This is a genomic window from Micromonospora sp. RHAY321, assembly GCF_023896955.1.
In the GTDB taxonomy this organism is placed as follows: Bacteria; Actinomycetota; Actinomycetes; order Mycobacteriales; family Micromonosporaceae; genus Micromonospora.
The window spans coordinates 239,889-261,255 of record NZ_JAMHIW010000006.1; the positions used below are offsets into that span (position 1 = coordinate 239,889).

General features: G+C 73.8%; 18 protein-coding genes. 9 read left to right on the forward strand and 9 right to left on the reverse strand.

Annotated elements, in window-relative coordinates; genetic code table 11:
- Window positions 1-4 precede the first annotated feature (4 nt).
- The 6 genes from M8C17_RS16615 (at window position 5) to M8C17_RS16640 (ending at window position 8,636) form a co-directional block, all read left to right on the forward strand.
- A complete protein-coding gene (locus tag M8C17_RS16615) occupies window positions 5-814 on the forward strand; it encodes a TIGR03084 family metal-binding protein (protein WP_252417375.1) in 810 nt (269 codons plus the stop codon).
- Window positions 811-2,520: an acyclic terpene utilization AtuA family protein gene (locus tag M8C17_RS16620; RefSeq protein ID WP_252417376.1), complete on the forward strand. Its 1,710-nt coding sequence runs from the start codon at window positions 811-813 to the stop codon at window positions 2,518-2,520. The genes M8C17_RS16615 and M8C17_RS16620 overlap by 4 nt, the downstream gene beginning before the upstream one ends.
- The gene (locus M8C17_RS16625) at window positions 2,517-3,713 is read left to right on the forward strand and encodes an acyl-CoA dehydrogenase family protein (RefSeq protein ID WP_252417377.1); all 1,197 of its coding nucleotides are present in this window, start codon (window positions 2,517-2,519) and stop codon (window positions 3,711-3,713) included. Before M8C17_RS16620 ends, M8C17_RS16625 begins: the two co-directional genes overlap by 4 nt.
- Window positions 3,714-3,768: 55 nt before the next feature.
- Window positions 3,769-5,370 (forward strand): carboxyl transferase domain-containing protein, encoded by a 1,602-nt coding sequence (locus M8C17_RS16630; protein WP_252417378.1) that lies wholly within the window; start codon window positions 3,769-3,771, stop codon window positions 5,368-5,370.
- Between the two features lie 72 nt (window positions 5,371-5,442).
- Window positions 5,443-7,476: a biotin carboxylase N-terminal domain-containing protein gene (locus tag M8C17_RS16635; RefSeq protein ID WP_252417379.1), complete on the forward strand. Its 2,034-nt coding sequence runs from the start codon at window positions 5,443-5,445 to the stop codon at window positions 7,474-7,476.
- Window positions 7,473-8,636 carry an acyl-CoA dehydrogenase family protein gene (locus tag M8C17_RS16640; RefSeq protein WP_252417380.1) on the forward strand — a complete coding sequence of 388 codons (1,164 nt, stop codon included), beginning with the start codon at window positions 7,473-7,475 and terminating at the stop codon, window positions 8,634-8,636. The genes M8C17_RS16635 and M8C17_RS16640 overlap by 4 nt, the downstream gene beginning before the upstream one ends.
- A 16-nt stretch (window positions 8,637-8,652) precedes the next feature.
- Here the strand turns inward: M8C17_RS16640 and M8C17_RS16645 are convergent, their stop codons facing one another.
- Entirely contained in the window at window positions 8,653-9,828 is a 1,176-nt protein-coding gene (locus M8C17_RS16645) for a hypothetical protein (RefSeq protein ID WP_252417381.1), read from the reverse strand.
- Complete coding sequence (locus M8C17_RS16650; RefSeq protein WP_252417382.1) at window positions 9,825-10,766, reverse strand: transporter substrate-binding domain-containing protein; 942 nt, start codon at window positions 10,764-10,766, stop codon at window positions 9,825-9,827. Before M8C17_RS16650 ends, M8C17_RS16645 begins: the two co-directional genes overlap by 4 nt.
- A gap of 169 nt (window positions 10,767-10,935) precedes the next feature.
- On the opposite strand from M8C17_RS16650, the gene M8C17_RS16655 reads away from it, so the two are divergent.
- Complete coding sequence (locus M8C17_RS16655) at window positions 10,936-11,277, forward strand: hypothetical protein (protein ID WP_252417384.1); 342 nt, start codon at window positions 10,936-10,938, stop codon at window positions 11,275-11,277.
- Here M8C17_RS16655 and M8C17_RS16660 read toward each other — a convergent pair.
- The 7 genes from M8C17_RS16660 to M8C17_RS16690 form a co-directional block, all read right to left on the reverse strand.
- Window positions 11,264-12,763 (reverse strand): serine/threonine-protein kinase, encoded by a 1,500-nt coding sequence (locus M8C17_RS16660; protein ID WP_252417386.1) that lies wholly within the window; start codon window positions 12,761-12,763, stop codon window positions 11,264-11,266. The two genes, M8C17_RS16655 and M8C17_RS16660, sit on opposite strands and share 14 nt — an antisense overlap.
- Before the next feature lie 30 nt (window positions 12,764-12,793).
- Window positions 12,794-13,306, reverse strand: a complete 513-nt coding sequence (locus M8C17_RS16665; RefSeq protein ID WP_252417387.1) for a hypothetical protein — start codon at window positions 13,304-13,306, stop codon at window positions 12,794-12,796.
- A 125-nt stretch (window positions 13,307-13,431) separates the two neighbouring features.
- Entirely contained in the window at window positions 13,432-17,052 is a 3,621-nt protein-coding gene (locus tag M8C17_RS16670; protein ID WP_252417388.1) for an adenylate/guanylate cyclase domain-containing protein, read from the reverse strand.
- The gene (locus M8C17_RS16675; RefSeq protein ID WP_252417389.1) at window positions 17,049-17,885 is read right to left on the reverse strand and encodes an MBL fold metallo-hydrolase; all 837 of its coding nucleotides are present in this window, start codon (window positions 17,883-17,885) and stop codon (window positions 17,049-17,051) included. The genes M8C17_RS16670 and M8C17_RS16675 overlap by 4 nt, the downstream gene beginning before the upstream one ends.
- A 120-nt stretch (window positions 17,886-18,005) precedes the next feature.
- Complete coding sequence (locus M8C17_RS16680) at window positions 18,006-18,467, reverse strand: RidA family protein (protein WP_252417390.1); 462 nt, start codon at window positions 18,465-18,467, stop codon at window positions 18,006-18,008.
- Window positions 18,464-18,619, reverse strand: coding sequence for a DUF4177 domain-containing protein (locus M8C17_RS16685; protein WP_007466198.1), 156 nt, complete (start codon window positions 18,617-18,619; stop codon window positions 18,464-18,466). The genes M8C17_RS16680 and M8C17_RS16685 overlap by 4 nt, the downstream gene beginning before the upstream one ends.
- Before the next feature lie 44 nt (window positions 18,620-18,663).
- On the reverse strand, window positions 18,664-19,146 hold the full coding sequence (locus tag M8C17_RS16690; protein ID WP_252417391.1) for a hypothetical protein: 483 nt from the start codon (window positions 19,144-19,146) through the stop codon (window positions 18,664-18,666).
- Window positions 19,147-19,848: 702 nt separating this feature from the next.
- Here M8C17_RS16690 and M8C17_RS16695 point away from each other — a divergent pair.
- Together M8C17_RS16695 and M8C17_RS16700 are read left to right on the forward strand one after the other, a co-directional pair.
- Complete coding sequence (locus tag M8C17_RS16695) at window positions 19,849-20,346, forward strand: hypothetical protein (protein ID WP_374558565.1); 498 nt, start codon at window positions 19,849-19,851, stop codon at window positions 20,344-20,346.
- A gap of 26 nt (window positions 20,347-20,372) precedes the next feature.
- Entirely contained in the window at window positions 20,373-21,350 is a 978-nt protein-coding gene (locus tag M8C17_RS16700) for an ArsA-related P-loop ATPase (RefSeq protein WP_252417392.1), read from the forward strand.
- Window positions 21,351-21,367: the final 17 nt, after the last annotated feature.

Genomic DNA, 21,367 nt, shown 5'->3' on the forward strand with positions numbered 1-21,367 from the left:
CATCATGGTCGACCTCAAGGACCTACTCGCGGACCTGGCCGACGAGTCCGATCAGCTGGACGCCCTGGTCAGCGAGCTGCCGACGACCGACTGGGCGCGGCCGACCCCCGCACCGGGCTGGAGCATCGGGCACCAGGTCGCCCACCTCGCCTGGACCGACCACGTGGCGCTGCTGGCAGCCACCGACGCGACGGCCTTCTACGCCTCGGTGACCGCCGCCCCGGATCCGGCCCGACTCGTCGACCACGGCGTGGAGCAGTTCCTCGCCCCGCCGGTCGAGCTGCTGGCCCGCTGGCGCACCGGTCGGACGGCGCTCGCCACCGCGTTGGCCGCCGTTCCGACCGGCGAGAAGCTGCCCTGGTACGGCACCCGGATGTCGGCCACCTCGATGGCGACCGCCCGGATCATGGAGACCTGGGCGCACGGCGAGGACGTTGCCGACGCGCTCGGCGTCGTCCGCCCTGCCACCGACCGGCTCCGGCACGTCGCGCACCTCGGCGTGCGTACCCTCGGGCACGGCTTCGCCGCGCACGGCCGGCCGGCACCGACGGCACCGGTCCGGGTCGAGTTGACCGGGCCCGGCGGCGACACGTGGAGCTGGGGTCCGGCGGAGGCCGCCGACCGGCTGACCGGCCCGGCCCGGGACTTCTGCCTCCTGGTCACCCAGCGCCGGCACCGCGCCGACCTCGCCCTGCTGGCGAGCGGCCCGGTCGCCGACGAGTGGCTCGACGTGGCGCAGGCGTTCGCCGGTCCGCCAGGTGCCGGCCGCGAGCCGGCCGCCGCGACGGCGGGTGGCGACGGAGCGCGGGCATGATCCGGATCGGCAACGCCTCCGGCTTCTACGGCGACCGGTTCACCGCCTGGCAGGAGATGCTCGACGGCGGTGAGCTGGACGTGCTGACCGGTGACTACCTGGCCGAGCTGACCATGCTGATCCTCGGCCGGGACCGGCTGCGCGACCCCGACCTCGGCTACGCGAAGACCTTCCTGCGGCAGCTGGAGACCTGCCTCGGCACCGCCCTCGACCGGGGGGTACGGATCGTCACCAACGCCGGCGGGTTGAACCCCGCCGGCCTGGCCGCCGCCATCGACCGGCTCGCCGACCGGCTGGGCCTACCGGCCCGGGTGGGGTACGTCGAGGGCGACGCGATCACCCGGCCCGACGCGCTGACGGCGAACGCCTACCTGGGCGCGTTCGGGATCGCCGCCTGCCTCGACGGTGGGGCGGACGTGGTCGTCACCGGACGGGTCACCGACGCGTCGCTGGTCGTCGGGCCGGCCATCGCCCGCTACGGGTGGGGCCGCGACGACCTGGACGAGCTGGCCGGGGCGACCGTCGCGGGGCACCTCGTCGAGTGCGGCGCGCAGGTCACCGGTGGCAACTTCAGCTTCTTCACCGAGCTGCCCGACGGTGGGCACCGGCCCGGCTTCCCCATCGCCGAGGTGCACCCGGACGGCTCCACGGTGCTCACCAAGCATCCGGGCACCGGCGGAGCGGTCACCGTGGAGACGGTCACCGCCCAACTGCTCTACGAGATCGGTGGGCCGGCGTACCTCGGGCCGGACGTGGTCACCCGGTTGGACAGCGTGACGCTGCGCCCCGACGGGCCGGACCGCGTGCTGGTCTCCGGTGTCCGGGGCACCCCGCCGCCCGCCACGCTGAAGGTGGGCGTCAACAACCTCGGCGGCTTCCGCAACTCCATGACGTTCGTGCTCTGCGGGCTGGACATCGAGGCGAAGGCGGCCCTGGTCCGCGGCCAGGTCGAGGAGGCGGTGGGCAAGGACGGGCTGGAGTTCACACTGGCCCGGACCGACCATCCGGACGCCGTCGACACCGAGGCGGCAAGCGCCCTGCTCCACGTACACCTGCGCGACAGCGACCGGACTCGGGCCGGGCGGGCCTTCTCGGCCGCCGCGGTGGAACTGGCGCTGGCCTCCTACCCGGGCTGCACGTTGACCACCCTGCCGGGCGACGCGACACCGTACGGCGTGTTCACCGCCGACACCGTGGCGCAGGACGCGGTGGCGCACGTGGCGGTGCTGCCCGGCGGCGAGCGGGTGCCGATCGCCCCACCGATCCGCACCGTACCGGCGCCCGCCCCCGACGCCGAGACGTCACCGGGTGGCGGGGCGGCGGTCGACGGTCCGACCCGGCGAGGGCCCCTCGGCGAGATCGTCGGCGCGCGCTCCGGGGACAAGGGCGGGGACGCCAACCTCGGCGTCTGGGCACGCTCGGACGCGGGGTACGCCTGGCTGCGCGAGTGGCTGACCGTCGAACGGCTGGCCGAACTCCTGCCGGAGACGTCGCCGCTGGGCGTGCGGCGGTACGAGCTGCCGAACCTGCGCGCCGTCAACTTCGTGATCGAGGGACTGCTCGGGGCGGGGGTGGCCGCGTCCACGCGGTTCGACCCGCAGGCCAAGGCACTCGGTGAGCTGCTGCGCTCCCGAGTGGTCGACCTGCCGGTGGACGTGCCGAGCGGCCCGGCGACCCCGGTCGGGACGGGTGAGGTGACGGCGTGAGCATCGTGGACACACCGGAGCGTCGGCAACTGCGCGAGCTGACCCGGGCCTTCGTGACCCGCGAGGTGCTGCCGCACCTCGACGAGTGGGAACGCGCCGGTGAGGTGCCCCGCGCACTGCACGCCACCGCCGCGAAGCTCGGCCTGCTCGGCATCGGCTTCCCCGAGTCGGTCGGCGGTAGCGGCGGTGACCTGCTCGACTCCATCCTCGTGACCGAGGAGCTGATCCGCTCCGGCGGCTCGTCCGGCCTGGTCGCCGCCCTGTTCACGCACGGCATCGCGTTGCCGCACATGGTCGCGGCGGCCGGCGCCCGCTCCGGCGGGTCGCTGGGCGGCCGGCTCGGCGGCGGGTCGACACCCGGTGGCGACGACCTGATCGAACGGTACGTCCGGCCCACCCTGGCCGGCACGACGATCGGCGCGCTGGCGATCACCGAGCCGGACGGCGGCTCGGACGTGGCCGGAATCCGCACCACCGCCCGCCGCGACGGCGACCACTACGTCGTGAACGGGTCGAAGACGTACATCACCAGCGGGCACCGGGCCGACTTCGTGACCACGGCGGTCTGCACCGAGTTTCCGGGCAGCGGCGAACTCACCCTGCTGGTGATCGACAAGGGCACGCCCGGCTTCACCGTGGGCCGCCGGCTGGAGAAGCTCGGCTGGCACTGCTCGGACACCGCCGAGCTCTCCTTCGTGGACGTCCGGGTGCCGGTGGCGAACCGGATCGGCGCGGAGAACACCGGCTTCCTGGCGATCATGCAGCACTTCGCGGCGGAGCGACTGTCGCTGGCGACCCAGGCGTACGCCACCGCGCAGCGCTGCGTCGAGCTGGCCGTGCGCTGGTGTCGGGACCGGGAGACCTTCGGCCGCCCGCTGGTCAGCAGGCAGCTGGTCCGGCACCGGTTGGCCGAGATGCACACCCGCACCGAGGCGGCCCGCTCGTACGTGCACGAGGTGGCCGCGCGGGTGGCGGCCGGTGAGCCGGTGGTGACCGAGGTGGCGATGGCCAAGAACATCGCGGTGGCCGCCTGCGACCACGTCGTCGACCAGGCGTTGCAACTGCACGGGGGCTTCGGTTACCTGCGCGACGCCGAGGTGGAGCGGCACTACCGCGACGCCCGGATCCTCGGCATCGGCGGCGGCACCACCGAGATCATGAACGAGATCATCGCGAAGGGGATGGGTCTGTGAGCGTGCGGAGTGAACCGGGCCTGCGAGCCCCGCAGTCGCGAACGCAGGAGGCACGGTGAGCATCCTGGGCAGCGCGATCGACCCGTCCGCGGCCGGCTACACGGCGAACCGGGCGGCGCTGCTGGACCGGCTGGCCGAACTGGACGCCGCACTGGATCAGGCTCGGGCCGGTGGTGGCGAGAAGTACGTGTCCCGGCACCACGCCCGCGGCAAGCTGCTCCCCCGGGAGCGGATCGAGCTGCTGGTGGACGCCGACAGCCCGTTCCTGGAGCTGTCGCCGGTCGCCGCGTACGGCACGGACTTCCCGGTCGGCGCCAGCGTGGTCACCGGCATCGGTGTGGTCGAGGGCGTGGAGTGCTTGATCGTCGCGAACGACCCGACGGTACGCGGCGGCGCCGTCAACCCGTGGTCGCTCGCGAAGACCCGGCGGGCCGGCGAGATCGCCCTGGCCAACCGGCTGCCGATGGTCAACCTGGTCGAGTCGGCCGGGGCGGACCTGCCCACCCAGGCGGAGATCTTCATCCCGGGCGGCCGGGTGTTCCGCGACCTGACCCGGCTCTCCGCGGCGGGCATCCCCACGGTCAGCGTGGTCTTCGGCAACGCCACGGCCGGTGGGGCGTACGTGCCGGGCATGTCCGACCACGTGATCATGATCCGGGACCGGTCGCAGGTATACCTGGCCGGGCCGCCGCTGGTGAAGATGGCCACCGGCGAGGTCACCGACGACGAGTCGCTGGGCGGCGCGGCGATGCACGCCGGCACCTCGGGGCTCGCCGACTACCTGGCCGAGGACGAGCGGGACGGCATCCGGCTGGCCCGGCAGTGCGTCCGCCGGTTGAACTGGCGCAAGCAGGGCCCGCCGCCGCGTACGCCCGTTCCGCAACCACCCAGGTACGACCCGGAGGAGCTGCTCGGCATCGCCAGCGCCGACCTCAAGGTGCCGTTCGACCCGCGCGAGGTGCTGGCCCGGATCCTGGACGGCAGCGACTTCGACGAGTTCAAGCCGGCGTACGGGGACGCCCTGGTCACCGGCTGGGGCGAGCTGCACGGGTACCCGGTGGGTGTGCTGGCCAACGCCCGCGGCGTGCTGTTCAGCGAGGAGGCGCAGAAGGCGGCGCAGTTCATCCAGCTCGCGAACGCCGCCGACACCCCGCTGATCTTCCTGCAGAACACCACCGGCTACATGGTGGGCACCGAGTACGAGCAGCGCGGCATCATCAAGCACGGCGCACTGATGATCAATGCGGTGTCCAACTCGACGCTGCCGCACCTGACGGTGAACCTGGGCGCCTCGTACGGGGCCGGCAACTACGGCATGTGCGGCCGGGCGTACGAGCCGAGGTTCCTGTTCACCTGGCCGAACGCGAAGTCGGCGGTGATGGGCCCGGCGCAGCTCGCCGGCGTGCTGTCCATCGTGGCCCGGCAGGCTGCCGCCGCCCGCGGGCGCGACTACGACGAGGAGTCCGACGCGGCGATGCGGATGATGGTCGAGCAGCAGATCGAGTCGCAGTCGGGGGCGCTCTTCCTCTCCGGCCGGCTCTACGACGACGGGGTGATCGACCCTCGGGACACCCGGACCGTCCTCGGGCTCTGCCTCTCGGCGATCCACAACGGACCGGTGAAGGGCGCCGAGGGCTTCGGCGTCTTCCGGATGTAGGGGGCTGACAGCCGTGAGCGCGAGGAACGCAGCGAAGCGGAGTCCCGCAGTCGCGAACGAAAGGCAGGCACAGTGATCTCGAGATTGCTCGTTGCCAACCGGGGGGAGATCGCCCGTCGGGTCTTCGCGACCTGCCGGTCGCTCGGCGTGGAGACAGTCGCCGTGTACTCGGACGCCGACGCCGCCGCGCCGTTCGTCGCCGAGGCTGACCAGGCGGTCCGGCTGCCGGGGGACACGCCGGCCGAGACGTACCTGCGGGTGGATCTGATCCTGGACGCGGCCCGCCGCAGCGGCGCGGACGCCGTCCACCCTGGCTACGGCTTCCTGGCCGAGAACGCCGAGTTCGCGGCAGCGGTGACCGACGCCGGGCTGACCTGGGTGGGGCCACCGGCCAAGGTGATCGCCACGATGGGCGACAAGCTGGCGGCGAAGGCGCTGCTCGCCGAGGCGGGAGTGCCCATGCTGCCCAGCTGGACCGCCACCGACGAGATCACCGACTTCCCGGTGCTGGTGAAGGCATCCGCCGGCGGCGGTGGGCGCGGCATGCGGATCGTCCGGGACGCCGGCGGGCTGCCCGAGGCCGTCGCCTCCGCGCGCCGCGAGGCGGCGTCGGCGTTCGGCGACGGCACGGTCTTCATCGAGCGGTACGTCGAGCGCGGCCGGCACGTCGAGGTGCAGATCTTCGGTGACGTCCACGGCACGGTCGCCGCTCTGGGAGTGCGGGAGTGCTCCATCCAGCGCCGACACCAGAAGATCATCGAGGAGGCGCCCGGGGTCGTCCCCTCGGAGCTGCGGGAGCGGCTGCACGAGGCGGCCGTGGCCGCCGGGCGGGCGGTCGACTACGTGGGGGCCGGCACGGTCGAGTTCCTGCTGGCGCCGAGCGGGGAGTTCTTCTTCCTGGAGATGAACACCCGCCTCCAGGTGGAGCACCCCGTCACCGAGCTGATCACCCCGGTCGGGCTGGACCTGGTCCGGCTGCAACTGCTGGTGGCCGAGGGCGCCCCGCTACCCGAGCACGCCCACTATCCCGCCGCGCGCGGCTACGCGATCGAGGTGCGGCTGTGCGCCGAGGAGCCGGCGCAGGGCTGGCGGCCTGCCACGGGCACCCTGCACCGGTTCAGCGTGCCCGGGGTGGACCGGGAGTTCGGCTGGCTCCAACGGGCGGGCCTGCGGCTCGATTCCGGCGTGGTGGCGGGCTCGGTGGTGGGCGTGCACTACGACTCGCTGCTCGCCAAGCTGATCGCCGTGGCGCCGACCCGGGCGGAGGCGACCCGGGCGCTGGCGGGCGCCCTGGCCCGGGCCGAGCTGCACGGGGTGGCCACGAACCGCGATCTGCTGGTCCGGGTGCTGCGCAGCCGCGAGTTCGCGGCGACGGAGATCGACACCGGGTTCCTGGACCGGCACCCGGAGGTCTTCGAACCGCTGCTCCCCGCCGACCAGCTTCCGGTCACCGCCCTCGCCGCGGCACTGGCGGCCGCCGCGCACCGCCGGGCGACCGCACCGGTGCTTTCCGGGCTCCCCTCCGGCTGGCGCAACGTGCCCGCCGTCCCGCAGGTAGCCCGGTTCGCCGGCCCCGACGGCGACGAGATGGAGATTCGCTACCGCCTGGACCGGACCGGCCGGCTCGCCGACTGGTCCAGCACGCCGGCGGCTTCCGGTGCCACCGAGGGCTCCCCGGACGAACGGGAGGCGGCTGCCACGCCCATCGTGGCGCTGGTGGAGGCCGCCCCGGACCGGGTCGTGCTCGACGTCGTCGGGGTGCGGCGCGCGTATCGCGTACACCGGGTGGGGTCGGAGATCTTCGTGGACGGCCCGGACGGGGCGACGAGCCTGACCGAGCTGCCGCGTTTCCCGCTGCCCACCGCGGAGCTGGCCGCCGGGTCGCTGCTCGCGCCGCTGCCGGGCGCGGTGACTCGGGTGCACGTCCAGGTCGGTCAGCGGGTCGCGGCCGGCGACCCGCTGCTCACCCTGGAGGCGATGAAGCTGGAACATCCCGTGCTCGCCCCGACCGACGGCGTCGTCGCCGAGCTGCCGGTGCCGGCCGGCGGTCAGGTGCGCACCGGCGCCGTACTGGCCGTGGTCACTTCTGAGGAGGACTCCCGATGACCTTCGACCTCACCTCCGAGCAGGACCAGCTGCGCGACGCCGTACGGGCGTTGGGTCGCCGGTACGGTCACGGCTACTTCGTCGAGAAGGCCAAGGCCGGCGAGCACACCACCGAGCTGTGGGCCGAGGCCGGCCGGCTCGGCTACCTGGGGGTCAACATCCCCACCGCGTACGGCGGTGGCGGCGGTGGCATCACCGAGCTGGCCATCGTCTGCGAGGAGCTGGCGGCGGCCGGCTGCCCGCTGCTGCTGCTGGTGGTCTCTCCCGCCATCGCGGCCACCGTCATCAACCGGCACGGCACCGAGGAGCAGCGCAAGCGGCACCTGCCCGGCCTCGCCGACGGGTCGGCGAAGATCGTCTTCGCGATCACCGAGCCGGACGCCGGGTCCAACTTCCACCGTCTCGGCACGGTGGCCCGCCGCGACGGTGACGGCTGGCTGCTCTCCGGCCGAAAGTGCTACATCTCCGGGGTGGACGAGGCGGACCACGTGCTGGTCGTCGCCCGTACCGAGGATGCCGGGACCGGAAAGCTCAAGCCGGCGTTGTTCATCGTGCCGACCAACGCCGCCGGGCTGACCCGGTCCAAGCTGGACATGGAGATCGTGTCCCCGGAGAACCAGTTCCTGCTCTACCTTGACGACGTGCGGCTGCCCGCCGACGCGCTGGTCGGCGAGTCACTGGACGCCGGGTTGCCGGCGCTCTTCGCCGGTCTCAACCCGGAGCGCATCACGGTCGCCGCGATGGGCGCCGGCACCGGCCGGTACGCCATCGAGCGCGCCAGCGGGTACACCGCCACGCGCAAGGTGTGGGGTGGCCGGAGCATCGGCTCACACCAGGGGGTGTCGCACCCGCTGGCACACGCGGCGGTGCAGGTGGAGCTGGCCCGACTGATGATCCAGAAGGCGGCCACCCTGTACGACGCGGGCCGCGACCTGGAGGCCGGTGTGGCCGGCAACATGGCCAAGTACGCCGCCGGGGAGGCCGCCGCGCTCGCCGTGGACACCGCCGTCCAGGCGCTCGGCGGGGCCGGGATGACCACCGAGTACGGGGTGGCCACCCTGCTCGGCGCCGTACGGGCCGGCCGGATCGCCCCGGTCAGCCGGGAGATGATCCTCAACTTCGTCGCCCAACACGTCCTCGGCCAGGACAAGTCCTACTGAGCAGGCGGCACGGTCGTCAGCCGGGGGCGCGGCAGGCGGCGTCGATGCGGTGCACCGGCCGGACGCGGCGGCCCATCCCCTCCAGCAGCGAGTCCTCGACGTGGAAGTCGTGGATGCGCAGCCGGTGTCGAGGCAGCTCCTCCTCGCTCGGGCAGAGCACCTGGGCGCGAACCTGGTCGACCGGGACGTACCGCACGCCGCCCCGCTCCTGAAGGATCACCATGTTGACGTCGTCGGTGGTGACGACATGCCCCCGCACGTCCTCGGTGGGCCCGTTCTCCGCGCCCACCGTCGTGACGGTGAGCGGCAGCACCGGCGTGCTGATCACCGGCAGGGCGGCCCAGACCAGCATGGCCAGCACCGCCACCTCGGTCACCGACGCCAGCGGTCGGATCACCATCCCGGGCAGCGGGCCGGCGATGAAGAGGGCCAGCACCGGCGGCACCACGATGAGCGCCAGGACCAGCCGCTCGCCGCCCTGCTCGACCGCGTCGCGCAGTGTGGGCAGCACCAGCCAGCCGTACGCCGCGAGCAGCGCGACGATCAGCAGCAGCCGTGGCGCGACCCGCTCGTGCAGCCGCCCGGGGCGGAGCTGGAAGGCGGCCACGATCGCCGGCAGCAGCAGCGGCAGGTAGAGCAGCGGCCAGGTGAGCAGGGCGAGCAGGAAGCTGGCCAGCACCACCCAGGCCGGGGTGAGGTCGGCCCAGCGGGCGAAGAGCGGGCGGCGGGTGCCCGGCGGCAACCGGTCCACACTGACCGCCAGCACGGCACCGAGCGCGAAGACGGCGACCAGCCCGGTGGAGAGCAGTCGGGCCGCGGTGGTCAGGAAGCCGGCGAGCAGGTTGACCGGCCCCACGTTCGCCACGAGCAGCAGCGTGGTCTGGAGTTCACCGCCCGCCTCCACACCGAGCCGGAGGACCGAGAAGATCGCCGGTACGCCCACCACCGCCGTCCAGAACGACTGGCTGGCCCGCGCGCGCCGCTCCGCCGGGTCCCACCGCACCCGCCCGGGCTCGACGGCCGCGACGACCGGTTCGGCGGGTTCGGCGACCGGCACGCCCGCCGGCCAGCGGGCAGAGTCCGCGTCGACAGCGGTTGGAACGTCGACACCCGGCGTGGCGGCGGTGTCGCCCGGCACGGACGCCCGGGGCGGCGGGACCGGGCCGTCGGTGGCGGTCGGCGTCGTGCTCACCTCCGGGGCGCCTTGTCGTCGAAGTCGACCAGCTTCGGCACGTCCAGCGGCTGCGGTTGGCGCTTCTCGGCCCGCAGCCACGGGCCGAGCGTCCGGTTGTACGCCGTCTGCCACGGGCTCGCCTGCCCGTCCCGACCCTGCTCGTAGCTCTTCTGCAGGAAGAACGCGACCAGGTCGCGCAGCGCGGGGTCGCCGATCGGCACACCGATGCCGAGCAGTTCGCTGGTGCCGAACGGCATGTCCACCAGCTCGAACTCCTTGGGGAAGCTGGCCAGGAAGCCGGCGAGGATCGCCTCGTCGGAGCTGACCGCGTCGTACCGGCCCTCCCGGATGCCGTCGACGCAGTCGCCGACGTCCTTCACCACGAACGTCCTGACCTGATGCTTCTCCAGCTCGGCCTCGGTGGTGGAGCCGCCGCTGGTGCAGACCTTGTAGATCGGGTCGCGCAGGTCCTCGATGGTGCGGATCTTGTCCTTGAGCCGGGTCGGCACCATCACCTCCTGCGTGGTGACGAGGTACGGCCCCGCGAAGCTGACGAGCTTCTTGCGGTCCTCGGTGATGGAGAAGCTGGACACCACCAGGTCGACCGTGCCGCCCTGGAGAGCGGGAATCCGGTCCTCCGTGGACACGGACACGAACTCCAGCCGCTGGTCGCCCTCGTAGCCCAGCGAGGCCGCGACGTACCGGCCGATCTCCACGTCGAAGCCGTAGTGCTGGCCGTTGCGCAGCTCACCCATCAGTGGCTCGTTGGTGGCGACCCCGATGCGCAGCTTCGACTGCCCGTAGATGTGCGACTCGCGGAGTTTCTCCTGCACCGACGGGAGGTCCGGTTCCTGTCGACTGTCGCACCCGGCAGCGGCGGCCAGGGTGAGCGTTAGGGCGACCGCCACCGTCGTCGCGATCGAGCGGAGCCGGGACTGGGAACTGCCTGCGTTCATGGGCGACCTCGCTGACCGAACGGCCCTGTGGGACACCGAGAGTAGCGGCTTCGGTCCATTCCGTGTGGACGCCGATCGGCCCGCCTCGGGCGACCGGTCGGGCGACGTGATCGGCGCGCCGGGTCGGCTCCGCGGTTGACAGCCGGCCCACCCGCGACATGCTGGTGGGGTGAGCAGACTGTCCAGGCTCGACGCGCGGGTCGTGGCGGCCGTCGCGGCGCTGGGAGCCCTTGCGCTGCTGGTCATGCTGGTCGTCTGGCGCCGTCAGGATCTTCTCGGCGTGGTCCTCGCACTGCTCTGCGTCCTGCTGGCCATGGTCACCGGGGTGGCCGTCTCCGCCGCCCGTCAGGCCCAAGACCCGGAGCCGACGGACCGTCCGGCGGCCGCCGGGCCCCCGGAGTTGATGCCGTACGGGCTCGACGCGGACACCCTCGACGCCCTGGACAGCCGGGACGCGTTGCGTGCGGTGCGTGACCGGCGACGCGGGCGGGGCGGGGTCAGCGACCGGTGAGGGTGGGCGCGGTGAGCGCGTCCACGCCCCGCCCGGCCAGGCACCGGTAGGTCCGGTCGATGCTGCCGTCCACCGGTGGCAGCACCTCCAGGTGCCAGCCGGTCGACTCGGTGATCCCGGTGGTCAGCCGGAACGTGGTCATGCTGCACACCTGGCGCACCGGCTCGGCGGCGACCACCTCGGCGTGTTCCGCGCCGATCAGCGACACCGGCAGGATGCCCTCGGCGTACGTCTCCCAGGTGTGCCGCCCGGCGCAGGGCACACGTGCCGCCTCGGCGCTGGTGCCGCGGATTCGCACCGGACCGAAGCACTCGAGCTCGGGCAGGCACCGCGCACCGTCGGGCAGGGCGCTCGGCGCGCCCGCGCCGGTGGTGCAGCCGGGCAGCGGACCGGTGGCCGGCGCGGCGACCCGGCTGACCGAGGGGGTGGGTCCGGGCGACTGTGGATTGCCGGCCACCAGGGCTCCGGCGGTGGCCGAGGCGGCCAGCGCGAGCACCCCGGCGCCGCCGAGGAACCAGCGTCGCAGCGAGCGCCGCCCGCCGGGGACCGTCGGGTGGACATCCTCGACCGGAGGTCGGGGCACCGGCTGACCGGCGGCGTACGGGCCGGTGTGGGTGGCGCCGCCGCTGACCGGGGCACCGCTGACGGGTGCCGACGGCGAGCCGAACGGCAGGCTGACGAGCAGGTCGTGCAGTTCGAGGGCGGAGGGCCGCTCAGCCGGGTCGTTGGCCATGCCGGCGCGCAGCACGTCGATCAGCTCGTCCGGCACGCCGGGCAGGCCGGGGACCGGCTGGTTGAACATCTCCAGCACGGTGACCAGGCTGGGGTTGCGCTCGGACTGCCAGCGCGGCGGCCGACCGTGCATCACCGCGTAGAGGGTGGCGCAGAGCGCGTACACGTCGACGGACGGCGACGGTGGGCTGTGGCTGAACATCTCCGGTGGCGCGTACGCCGGGGTGAGCACCTCCAGGGTGACCGAGGCGTCCCGGGCCTCGGCCAGCACGGCCAACCCGAAGTCGGCCAGCACGGCCGGGTTGAAGTGGGAGTAGAGGATGTTCGCGGGCTTCACGTCGCGGTGGAGCACGCCGGCCGCGTGCGAGTGGGCCAGCGCGTCAGCGATCTTGATGCCGAGGTCGCGGGCCTCGATCGGGCCCAGCCGCGACGTGCGCATGCGTTCGGCGTACGACCCGTCGCAGAGTTCCATGATCAGGTAGGGATGCTGGTCGACGGTGACCCCGACGTCGAAGAGGTCCACGACGTGCGGGTGCGACGACATCCGCCCGGCCGCCCGCGCCTCGCGGAGGAAACGCGCCTGGTCGCGTTCGCTGTCCAGCGTGCGGTTCTCCACCTTGACGGCGACCTCACGGCCCACCGAGATCTGGGTGGCCTGGTAGACCGTCGCGTAACCACCTCGGGCAAAGACCCGCAAATCGGTCAGACCGGGCACGATCGGCACCGGTAGGCCGCCGGTCGGAGTGTCGGTCACTGCTCGAAAATACCCAACCCGGCCGGTCGCTCAGCGCACCGCGTCCGCCGGAGCGGCACCGGCCGAGCCCGTACCCTCCCCGGCGTCGGCCGCGGGCGGCACCGGGTCGGTGCCATCGGGCGTCGCGTCACTGTCGACCGGCGCGCCCCTGCGGGCGTCCAGGCGCAGGCCGACGGCGGTGGCCAGCGCGCCCAGCCCCTCCCAGGCGGCCACCCCGAAGAACCGGTCGGGGGCGATGTCGGCCAGCACCGCGATGCTGAACACGGTGAACGTGACCAGCCGGAAGACCACCGTGAACCGGTAGAACGCCCGCCACTCGGTGACCGTGGCCAGCAGGTAGTAGACCCCCATGTTGAACGACGCCATCGACGACGCGAGAACGAACGTGCCGGTGTGGTCACCCGTCGAACGGGCGGCCGGCACCTCCAGCCCGAGCATGCGCAGCATCGCCTCCGGCCAGAGCAGCCCGAGCGTGCCCATCATCAGCGCCAACACGCCGAAGACCGCGATGGTCCAGCCCGCGACGGAACGCGGCAACCTCATGGAGTGCCTCCCCAGGCGCGGCGACGGTCACCTGTGGACCGCCGCACGGTGTTGACACGCTAGCCGCTACCCCCGACCACCACATCCCCAAAACCGCCAAAATCCGCCCTCGCGCGGGCGGAGGGTCAGAGGGCTGCGGCGAGACGGGCGCGCAGGGCATCGGCGGCGGCTCGCTCGCTGCGCTGCTCGGTGGAGTACGCCAGGCGGACCGCCTCCTCCGCGCAGGACAGCGCCTCCGCCGGGCGGCCACAGGCAGCCAGTGCCTCGGCCAGCACACTGGCCGCGATCACCTGGCTGCGCACGTCCTCGGCCGGCGCGGTGACCGCTCGCCGGGCCCAGTCCAGCGCCTGGTCCCGCTGACCGTGGGCGAGCAGCGCCGACGCGTACCGGGCCATCGTCTGGCGGCGGGAGAAGAGCAGCGAGGGTGCGCTCGCGGCGGCGGTCGCCACCGGGGCGAGCAGCCCGACCGCGGTCGCCGGGTCGCCGGCGGCCAGTCGGGCGGTGGCCAGCAGCACCCGGGGTGCGACCTGCGCAGGGGCCTGCGGGTTGTGCGGCTCGACGGCGGTCAGCACCGCGCGGGCGACCTGCTCGGCGGTCTCGCAGTCCCCCATGTCCAGTGCCACGAAGCCGCGGAGCGTGCCGGCCATCCCGGTGAGCAACGGGTGCGAGGTCCGCTCGGCGTACGCCAGCGCGTCGGTGAGCAGGTCGGCCGCGTGCTCCGGCTCGCCCAGCCCGCGCGCCACCACGGCCCGGACCACCAGTGCGAACCCGCGCCCCCAGTCGTCGGAGGCGGCCGCGAACTCGCGGTACGCCCGGCGGGCCTCGCGGTCCGCCTCGGCCAGGTCACCCAGCTCGGCGGTGGCGAACGCCGCCACCGCCCGCAGCGTGCCCACCGCCCACGCCTCGCCGACCCGCTCACCGAAGGGCAGGAAGACCTGCGCCATCCGACACGCCTCGCGCAACCGGCCGGCGAGCAGTCGGGCGAACGCCGTGGTGCCCCGCAGCCAGGCCCGCCCGTACGGATCCTTCAGCTCGGCGAAGAGTCGGGCGGCCCGGCCGAGCACCGCGTCGGTGCCGGCGAAGTCGCCACGGGTGGTGGTCACCCAGGCCAGGTTCTGCAACGACCAGGCCTGCCCGCGCCGGTCCTGCGCGCCGAGGCTGACCTGATAGGACGATGCCAGCCGGCTGCTCGCCTGACTCAGCCGGCCGGCCACGAAGTCGGCCATGCCGAGCCGGCGCATCGCCGAGGCGCGCAGGGTGGGCAGGCCGCCGGCCGTGGCCACCTGCAGGGCCTCCTGCCAGGCGGCGACCGCCCGGGCCTGGTCGCCGAGGGTCTGCTGGGCCTGCCCGGCGAGCAGCAGTGCGCTGCCCCGGACGGCCTCGTCCCCCGCGTTCGCGGCGATCTTCTCGGCGTAGGCGAGCGCGTCGACGACCCGGCCGATCTGGAGCAGCGCCCGGGCGTGCACGACCCGGTCGGCCGCCGGGACCCCGTCGCGGGCCAGCTCGTTGGCGCGTTCGGCGTACTCCACGGCCAGCGCCGGCTCGCCGGCGGACAGCGACCGGCGGGCGGCCCGGCCGAGCGCGGCGACCCCGAGCGGGACCACCGCCCGGGCCGGCGCGTCCGGGCGCAGCTTCACCGCGTCGGCGAGCGTGGCGGCCCGCTCGACGTGCGTCGCCACGAAGTCGTCCCGGGCCTCCTCGGTGAACCCGCCCGGTGCCCCGGCCGCGGTCTCGTCCCCCGGCGCCGCCCAGCGGGCCAGCGCGGCGTGCCGCTCGGCCAGCTCGGCCTTGCTCACCCCGGCGTACGCGGCCTCCCGCATCAGCGGGGTGGCGAACGCGTAGCCCGTCCGGGTGCGGTGCAGCATCCGTCGTTGCAGCAGTTCCTCGACGGCCCGGTCGAGTTCGACGGCGACCACGGCCGAGGGCCGGCCGTCACGGCCGGCCCGCTGATCACGCAGTGCCTCCAGGGCTCCGGTGGGCACCGTGTCACCGATGACCGCGGCGTCGCGCAGCACCGAGCGGGCGTCCGGTGGCAGCGCGTCGATGCGTGCGGCGAGCACGGCGGCGAGGTCCCGGGAGAGCAGCCGGCTGCCCAGTGAGCCGGGCACCAGCCGCCAGCCGGCCGTGCCCTGGTCCCGCTCGCCGGCCGCGGTCCGGCCGCCGCGCCCCGGTTCGACCGTGGTGAGCGCTCCGCGCTCGATCAGCAGCGTGACCAGCTCGGCCAGGTAGAACGGGTTGCCCTGGGCGGTGGCGAGCAGCCGGTCCGCGTCGGCCGGCGGCAGCTTGCCGCCGCCGAGATAACTGGTGAGCAGGCGGGCGGCATCGGCGCCGCGCAGCGGAGGCAGGGAGTGCACCTCGGCGTCCGCGACCCGGGTCAGCGCGCCGGCGGTACGGACCAGCTCGGGACGGCCGAGCAGCAGCACCAGCACCGGGCCGGTGAGTCGGGACAGGGTCAGCCCGAGCGCCCGGATCGTCTCGGAGGTGGCGTCGTGCAGGTCGTCCACCACGATCACCAGCGGCGCCTCCGTGGCGAGCCCGCTGAGCAGGTCGGCCACCGCGTTCGGCACCGCTTCGGCGTCAGCCGCCGGGACGGTCGCGCCGGTCCACTCGCCGTTGTCGGTGCCGCCGTGCGCGGGAAGCTCGGCGTAGCCGAGCAGGGCGAGCAGCTGGTCGGTGACGATCGGCGGCTGTTCACCCCCGGCCCGGGCGAGCCGCTGGCCGAGCCGGCGCAGCCGTTCCTCCACCGCCGGCCGGGTCAGGGCGGTGGACGCGTCACTGGGCAGGCCGACGGCCGCGCGGACCAGGTCGGCCAGGGGCGCGAGCCGGCGCCGCTCACCGAAGGCGGCGCAGCGCACCGAGAGCACCCGTGCGCCGGTGTGCGCGGCGTACCGGCCGGCGCCCACGTCGTACCCGGCGGCGAGGCGTTCCACCTCGGCGGCGAAACGGGACTTGCCAATGCCCGCCTCGGCGGTCATCAGCAGCACCCTCGGGTCACCCTGGTCGATCACCTCGGCGAGCCGGCCGGCGACCCGGCCGATCTCGGTCTCCCTGCCCACGTAGGGCGCCTCGTCGCCGAGGCCCGAACGGGTGCCCGGCGCGTCCAGCAGACCCAGCAGCTCGTACGCCTCGACCGGCTCGCGCTTGCCCTTGAGCCGCAGCGGGCGCAGCGCCCGCCAGGAGGCGACGTGCCGGGTGGCGGCGGCGGTTCGCGCGCCGGCGTAGACGGCGCCGACCGCGGCGGCGTCGGCCAACCGGGCGGCGGTGTTCACCGTGTCCCCGATGACCGTGTACTCGATGGCCGCCTGGATGCCCGCGATGACGTCACCGGTGTTCAGCCCGACCCGCAGCCCCAGCGGCGCACCGCCGCCCCGCTCGTCGTCGAGCACCCGGCGGACCGCCCGCTGCATCGACAGGGCGGCACGGACGGCCCGTTCGGCGTCGTCCTCGTGCGCCACCGGGGCGCCGAAGACCGCCATGATGCCGTCACCGGTGAGCTTGTCGACGTGCCCGCCGAAGGTCTTCACCGCGCCGGCGAGGGCGGCGAGCACCCGGTCGGTGACGGCACCGACCCGTTCCGGGTCGAGATCCTCGGACCAGGACGTGAAGTCGGAAAGGTCGCCGAAGAGCACGGTGACCACCCGGCGCTCGGCCGCCGGCAACGTCGCGGCGGCCGGCAGCGCGGCGCCGCAATTGTGGCAGAACCGGGCACCGGGAACGGCGACGGTTCCACACACGGGGCAGGTCACGCTTGCTCCAACCCGCTGACCCCGCGCTCAGATTCCCCGGTGCCGACGCCCAGATACTCCAGTTGTGCGCGGACCGACCATTCGGCTGCCCACCAGAGCGAGCGGTCCACGTCCGCGTAGACCGCGGCGACCACGTCGGCGGGGGTGCGGGCGCCGGCGGTGACCACGGCCCGGACCTGGTCGAGCCGGGCACGACGGTGGGCGAGGTAGAAGTCGGCGGCGGCGGCACAGTCGGCCAGCGCCGGGCCGTGTCCGGGCAGCGCCGGAACCCCCCGGTACGCGGACAGCAGCTCCAGGCTGGCCAGGTAGTCGCCGAGGTGCCCGTCCGGGTGGGCCACCACGGTGGTGCCCCGGCCGAGGATCGTGTCACCGGTCAGCACCACCCGCTCGTCGCCGTGTTCCACGAGGAAGCAGACCGAGTCGGCGGTGTGCCCGGGGGTGTTCAGCAGGCGGATCTCCAGGCCGAAGCCGCCGAGGTGCTCGGCCGGCTCGGTGAGGGGCTCACCGCCGATGGTGTGTGCGGGGTCGGCGGCCAGGACGTGCGCCCCGCCGAGCAGCTCACTCAGGCGGGCCGAGCCCTCGGTGTGGTCCGGGTGGCCGTGGGTGATCAACACGAACCCGATCGGGCCGTGCGCGGCGATCGCCGCCAGGTGCCCCTCGTCGGCCGGTCCCGGGTCGACCACGACGCCGTACTCCGACGCCGGGGCGCGCAGCACCCAGGTGTTGGTGCCGTCGAGGGTCATCGGGCCAGGGTTCGGCGCGCGCAGCAACGTCACCCAGCTCGGCAACTCGTCGGCGAGCGCCGCCGCCGGCGCCGTCACGTGCCCGCTCATGGCTGCGATCGTACGACCCCGCCCGCCACACCCCGCGATCATGCACGTGCCGCCCCTGATTCATCCCCGTTCAGGGCTTTTCATCCGGGCCGGACGTGCACGATCGCGACGTGGCGACGGTCAGGCGACTTCGACGATGAGTTCGATCTCCACCGGAGCGTCGAGGGGAAGCTCGGCCACCCCCACGGCACTGCGGGCGTGCCGGCCGGCCTCGCCGAAGACGGTGCCGAACAGGTCGGAGGCGCCGTTGACCACGGCGGGCTGACCGGTGAACCCGGGCGCGGACGCCACGAAACCGGTCAGCTTGACCACCTTGACCACGTTCTCCAGGCCGACCAGTGAGTCGACCGCGGCCAGCGCGTTGAGGCCACACCGCTGGGCCAGGTCCTTCGCCTGCTCGGCGGAGATCCCGGCGCCGACCTTGCCGGTGGCCAGCAGCTTCCCCTCGGCGATCGGCAGTTGGCCGGAGACGTACACGTGCTGCCCGGACTGCACGGCCGGCACGTAGCTGGCCACCGGCGGCACCACCTCGGGCAGTTCGAGACCCAGCTCGGCGAGCTTCGCGTGCGGACCGTTGCTCATGCCTTGGGCCGCTTCAGGTACGCGACCAGCTGGTCCGGGTTGGGCCCGGGGACCACGGCGACGAGTTCCCACCCGTCCTCGCCCCAGTTGTCGAGGATCTGCTTGGTCGCATGGACCAGCAGCGGGACCGTGGAGTATTCCCACTTCTGCATCGCTGGAGGGCTCCCTCTCGGTGCGGACTTCTTCGAGGCACAGCCTACGGTCCGCTCGCCGGGTGGGGCGCGGGACGCTGCTCCGGCGCGGTCGGCAGCTCTCCGCAGGGTCCCTGGTGCTCGTACCCCTGGGGGCAGCGGGACCGGTCGGGCAGCAGCAGGTCGCAGAAGACCCGGTGCCGGTTGTTCTGGTCGTCGGCGTTGGACACGGTGGTCTCGCCGGCGTCCAGCTCGGGCAGGAAGCCCAGGGACACCGCCACCCGACCGGCCAGCGTGGTCGCCGCCGCCAGGTCGGGCACCCGGATCGGCAGGTGGATGACGAAGCCCGGCTCGTCGTCGTCGCGGGCCCGCTCGGCGGGGCGGCTCGTCACCCGGGCCACCTCCGTCGGTTCCGGGACCCGGCGGTACGACCGCTCGTTGACCGGCAGGCTGCCGACCGGCGCGTCGACCTGGCCGACGGCCCCGGGCCGGTGCGACCGGTCGTTGGTCGGAAACTGGGTGCGAGGGATGTTGTCCGCGTCGCGCATGCACTGCCTCCGGGTCGTACCTCTCGGATCACGCTTCCGGTCCGAACCATTCGTCCGTTCCGGTCCCCCGCACCGGACGAAGGTAGGTCCCGGACCGCAGTCCCGCCAACAGGACGCGCACGACCGGTCACCGATAGTCACATATGCGACACATCGCAGGTCGGAGACCTGACGGTGCCGAACCGGCAGGGTCCCGTCGGCCGGATTCGAAGCGGGCACGACGCGACACGGGCGACATCGACGCGGTGGTTGACCGCTACCCTTCCGGTCGGACGGTCGCGCAGCGCCCGGACGCCCGCTCGATCACGCTCGACGCCAGGGGTGGCGGCGGGCGCCGCACCCCCGGGGGAAGAGATGACCCAACCGCCCAGCGGCGACCAGGCCGGCCCGCCCGCACACCCGCCGGCCCACCCGGGTCCGGCCGACCAGCCCGAGACGTCGGCCGTCCCCGGCCAGCCCGCGCAGCCCGCCCGACCGGCGGTCCCTGCGCAGCCGGCCGAGCCGGCCTTCCCGGCCTCGCCAGCCGGGCCGGCCTTCGCCGCCTCGCCGGCCTTCCCCACGTCGCCCGCCGGGTCCACCTTCCCCACCCAGTCCGGTGGGACGACCTTCCCCGGGCAGGCTGCCGGAGCTGCCGGTGCCGGTCAGCCCGAGGGCCCGGTCGGCGCGGCCACACCGGTGGCGCCCGGCACTCAGGACCCGTCGATGGTTCCGCCACCCCCTCCCGGTTACCCGCCCTACGCGGGCGCTGCCAAGCCGAAGAAGAAGCGGGGCCTGCTCATCGCGGCGATCGCGCTGGTCGTGATCATGGTGCTCTGCGTGGGCGGCGGCGCGGTGGCGTTCCTGACCCTGCGCAACGCCGAGAACGGCGAGGGCGCCAAGGAGCCGGCGGTCGCCGTCGACGAGTTCCTCACCGCGGTCTACAAGGATCGGGACGCGACCAAGGCGGCCAGCCGCGTCTGCGCCGCCTCCCGCGACGACAAGAAGATCGCCGCGAAGGTGGCCGAGGTGCAGAAGTACGCCACCGAGTACCAGAACCCCCGTTTCCGGTGGACCAGCCCGAAGGTGGACAACCAGACCGGAGACCGGGCCACCGTCTCCACGCGGGTCACCATGACCACCGCGGACGAGAAGGTGGCCGACCAGGACCTGCGCTTCACAGTGGTGCAGAAGACAGGTTGGTGGGTCTGCGAGGTCGCGTGACGGCCAACCCTGGATAGGCTCGACGGGTGCGTGCAGCTGAGCGGCCGTCCGACCCGGCCGGTACCGGATGGTCGGCCCGCCTCCATGTGGTGACCGGCAAGGGCGGCACCGGCAAGACCAGCGTGGCGGCGGCGCTGGCTCTGGCGCTGGCTGCGGGCGGCCGGCGCACCCTGCTGGTGGAGGTCGAGGGGCGGCAGGGCATCGCCCAGCTCTTCGGCATCGACCCGCTGCCGTACGAGGAGCGGCACCTCGCCGACGCCCCGGACGGCGGCGAGGTGCGCGCGCTGGCGGTGGACGCCGAGGAAGCGCTCCTCGAGTACCTGGACATGTTCTACAAGCTGGGTGCGGCGGGTCGGGCGTTGCGCAAGCTCGGCGCCATCGACTTCGCCACCACCATCGCCCCCGGCCTGCGCGACGTGCTGCTCACCGGCAAGGTCAAGGAGGCCACCACCCGCACCTCCGGGCAGCGGCGGGTGTACGACGCGGTGGTGCTGGACGCCCCGCCGACCGGGCGGATCGGGCGTTTCCTCAACGTCACGGCCGAGACGGCCCGGCTGGCCAAGGTCGGCCCGATCAAGACCCAGAGCGAGGGGGTCGCCGCTCTGCTGCGCTCCCCGATCACCGCGGTGCACGTGGTCACGCTGCTGGAGGAGATGCCGGTGCAGGAGACGGTGGACGCCATCGCCGACCTGACCGCCCTCGGCTTCGGGGTCGGAAAGGTGATCGTCAACGGCACCCGGCCTCCGCTGCCGGCCGGCCGGCCGGTCAGCGCGGCCGAGCTGAGGCGCGGGCTGGTCGCCGCCGGGCTGCCGGCTGACCGGGAGACCGTCGCCGGCCTGCACGACGAGGCACGCGACCAGCTCATCCGGCGCGAGCTGGAGGATTCGCTCCGGGCCGACCTGGTGGAGCTGGGGCTGCCGATGACAGAGCTGCCGTTGCTGCCTGACGGGGTGGACCGGGCGGGGCTCGCGACGCTGGCCCAGGCCCTCGTCAGCGCCGATTGACTCACACCTGAGCTCCG

What these genes read in the sequence shown, in the direction of transcription:
- M8C17_RS16640 (WP_252417380.1), top strand. Translation starts at nt 7,473, where the DNA reads ATGACCTTCGACCTCACCTCCGAGCAGGACCAGCTGCGCGACGCCGTA.
- M8C17_RS16615 (WP_252417375.1), top strand. Translation starts at nt 5, where the DNA reads ATGGTCGACCTCAAGGACCTACTCGCGGACCTGGCCGACGAGTCCGAT.
- M8C17_RS16620 (WP_252417376.1), top strand. Translation starts at nt 811, where the DNA reads ATGATCCGGATCGGCAACGCCTCCGGCTTCTACGGCGACCGGTTCACC.
- M8C17_RS16665 (WP_252417387.1), bottom strand. Translation starts at nt 13,306, where the DNA reads ATGAGGTTGCCGCGTTCCGTCGCGGGCTGGACCATCGCGGTCTTCGGC.
- M8C17_RS16690 (WP_252417391.1), bottom strand. Translation starts at nt 19,146, where the DNA reads ATGCGCGACGCGGACAACATCCCTCGCACCCAGTTTCCGACCAACGAC.
- M8C17_RS16650 (WP_252417382.1), bottom strand. Translation starts at nt 10,766, where the DNA reads ATGAACGCAGGCAGTTCCCAGTCCCGGCTCCGCTCGATCGCGACGACG.
- M8C17_RS16675 (WP_252417389.1), bottom strand. Translation starts at nt 17,885, where the DNA reads ATGAGCGGGCACGTGACGGCGCCGGCGGCGGCGCTCGCCGACGAGTTG.
- M8C17_RS16695 (WP_374558565.1), top strand. Translation starts at nt 19,849, where the DNA reads ATGGTTCCGCCACCCCCTCCCGGTTACCCGCCCTACGCGGGCGCTGCC.
- M8C17_RS16685 (WP_007466198.1), bottom strand. Translation starts at nt 18,619, where the DNA reads ATGCAGAAGTGGGAATACTCCACGGTCCCGCTGCTGGTCCATGCGACC.
- M8C17_RS16680 (WP_252417390.1), bottom strand. Translation starts at nt 18,467, where the DNA reads ATGAGCAACGGTCCGCACGCGAAGCTCGCCGAGCTGGGTCTCGAACTG.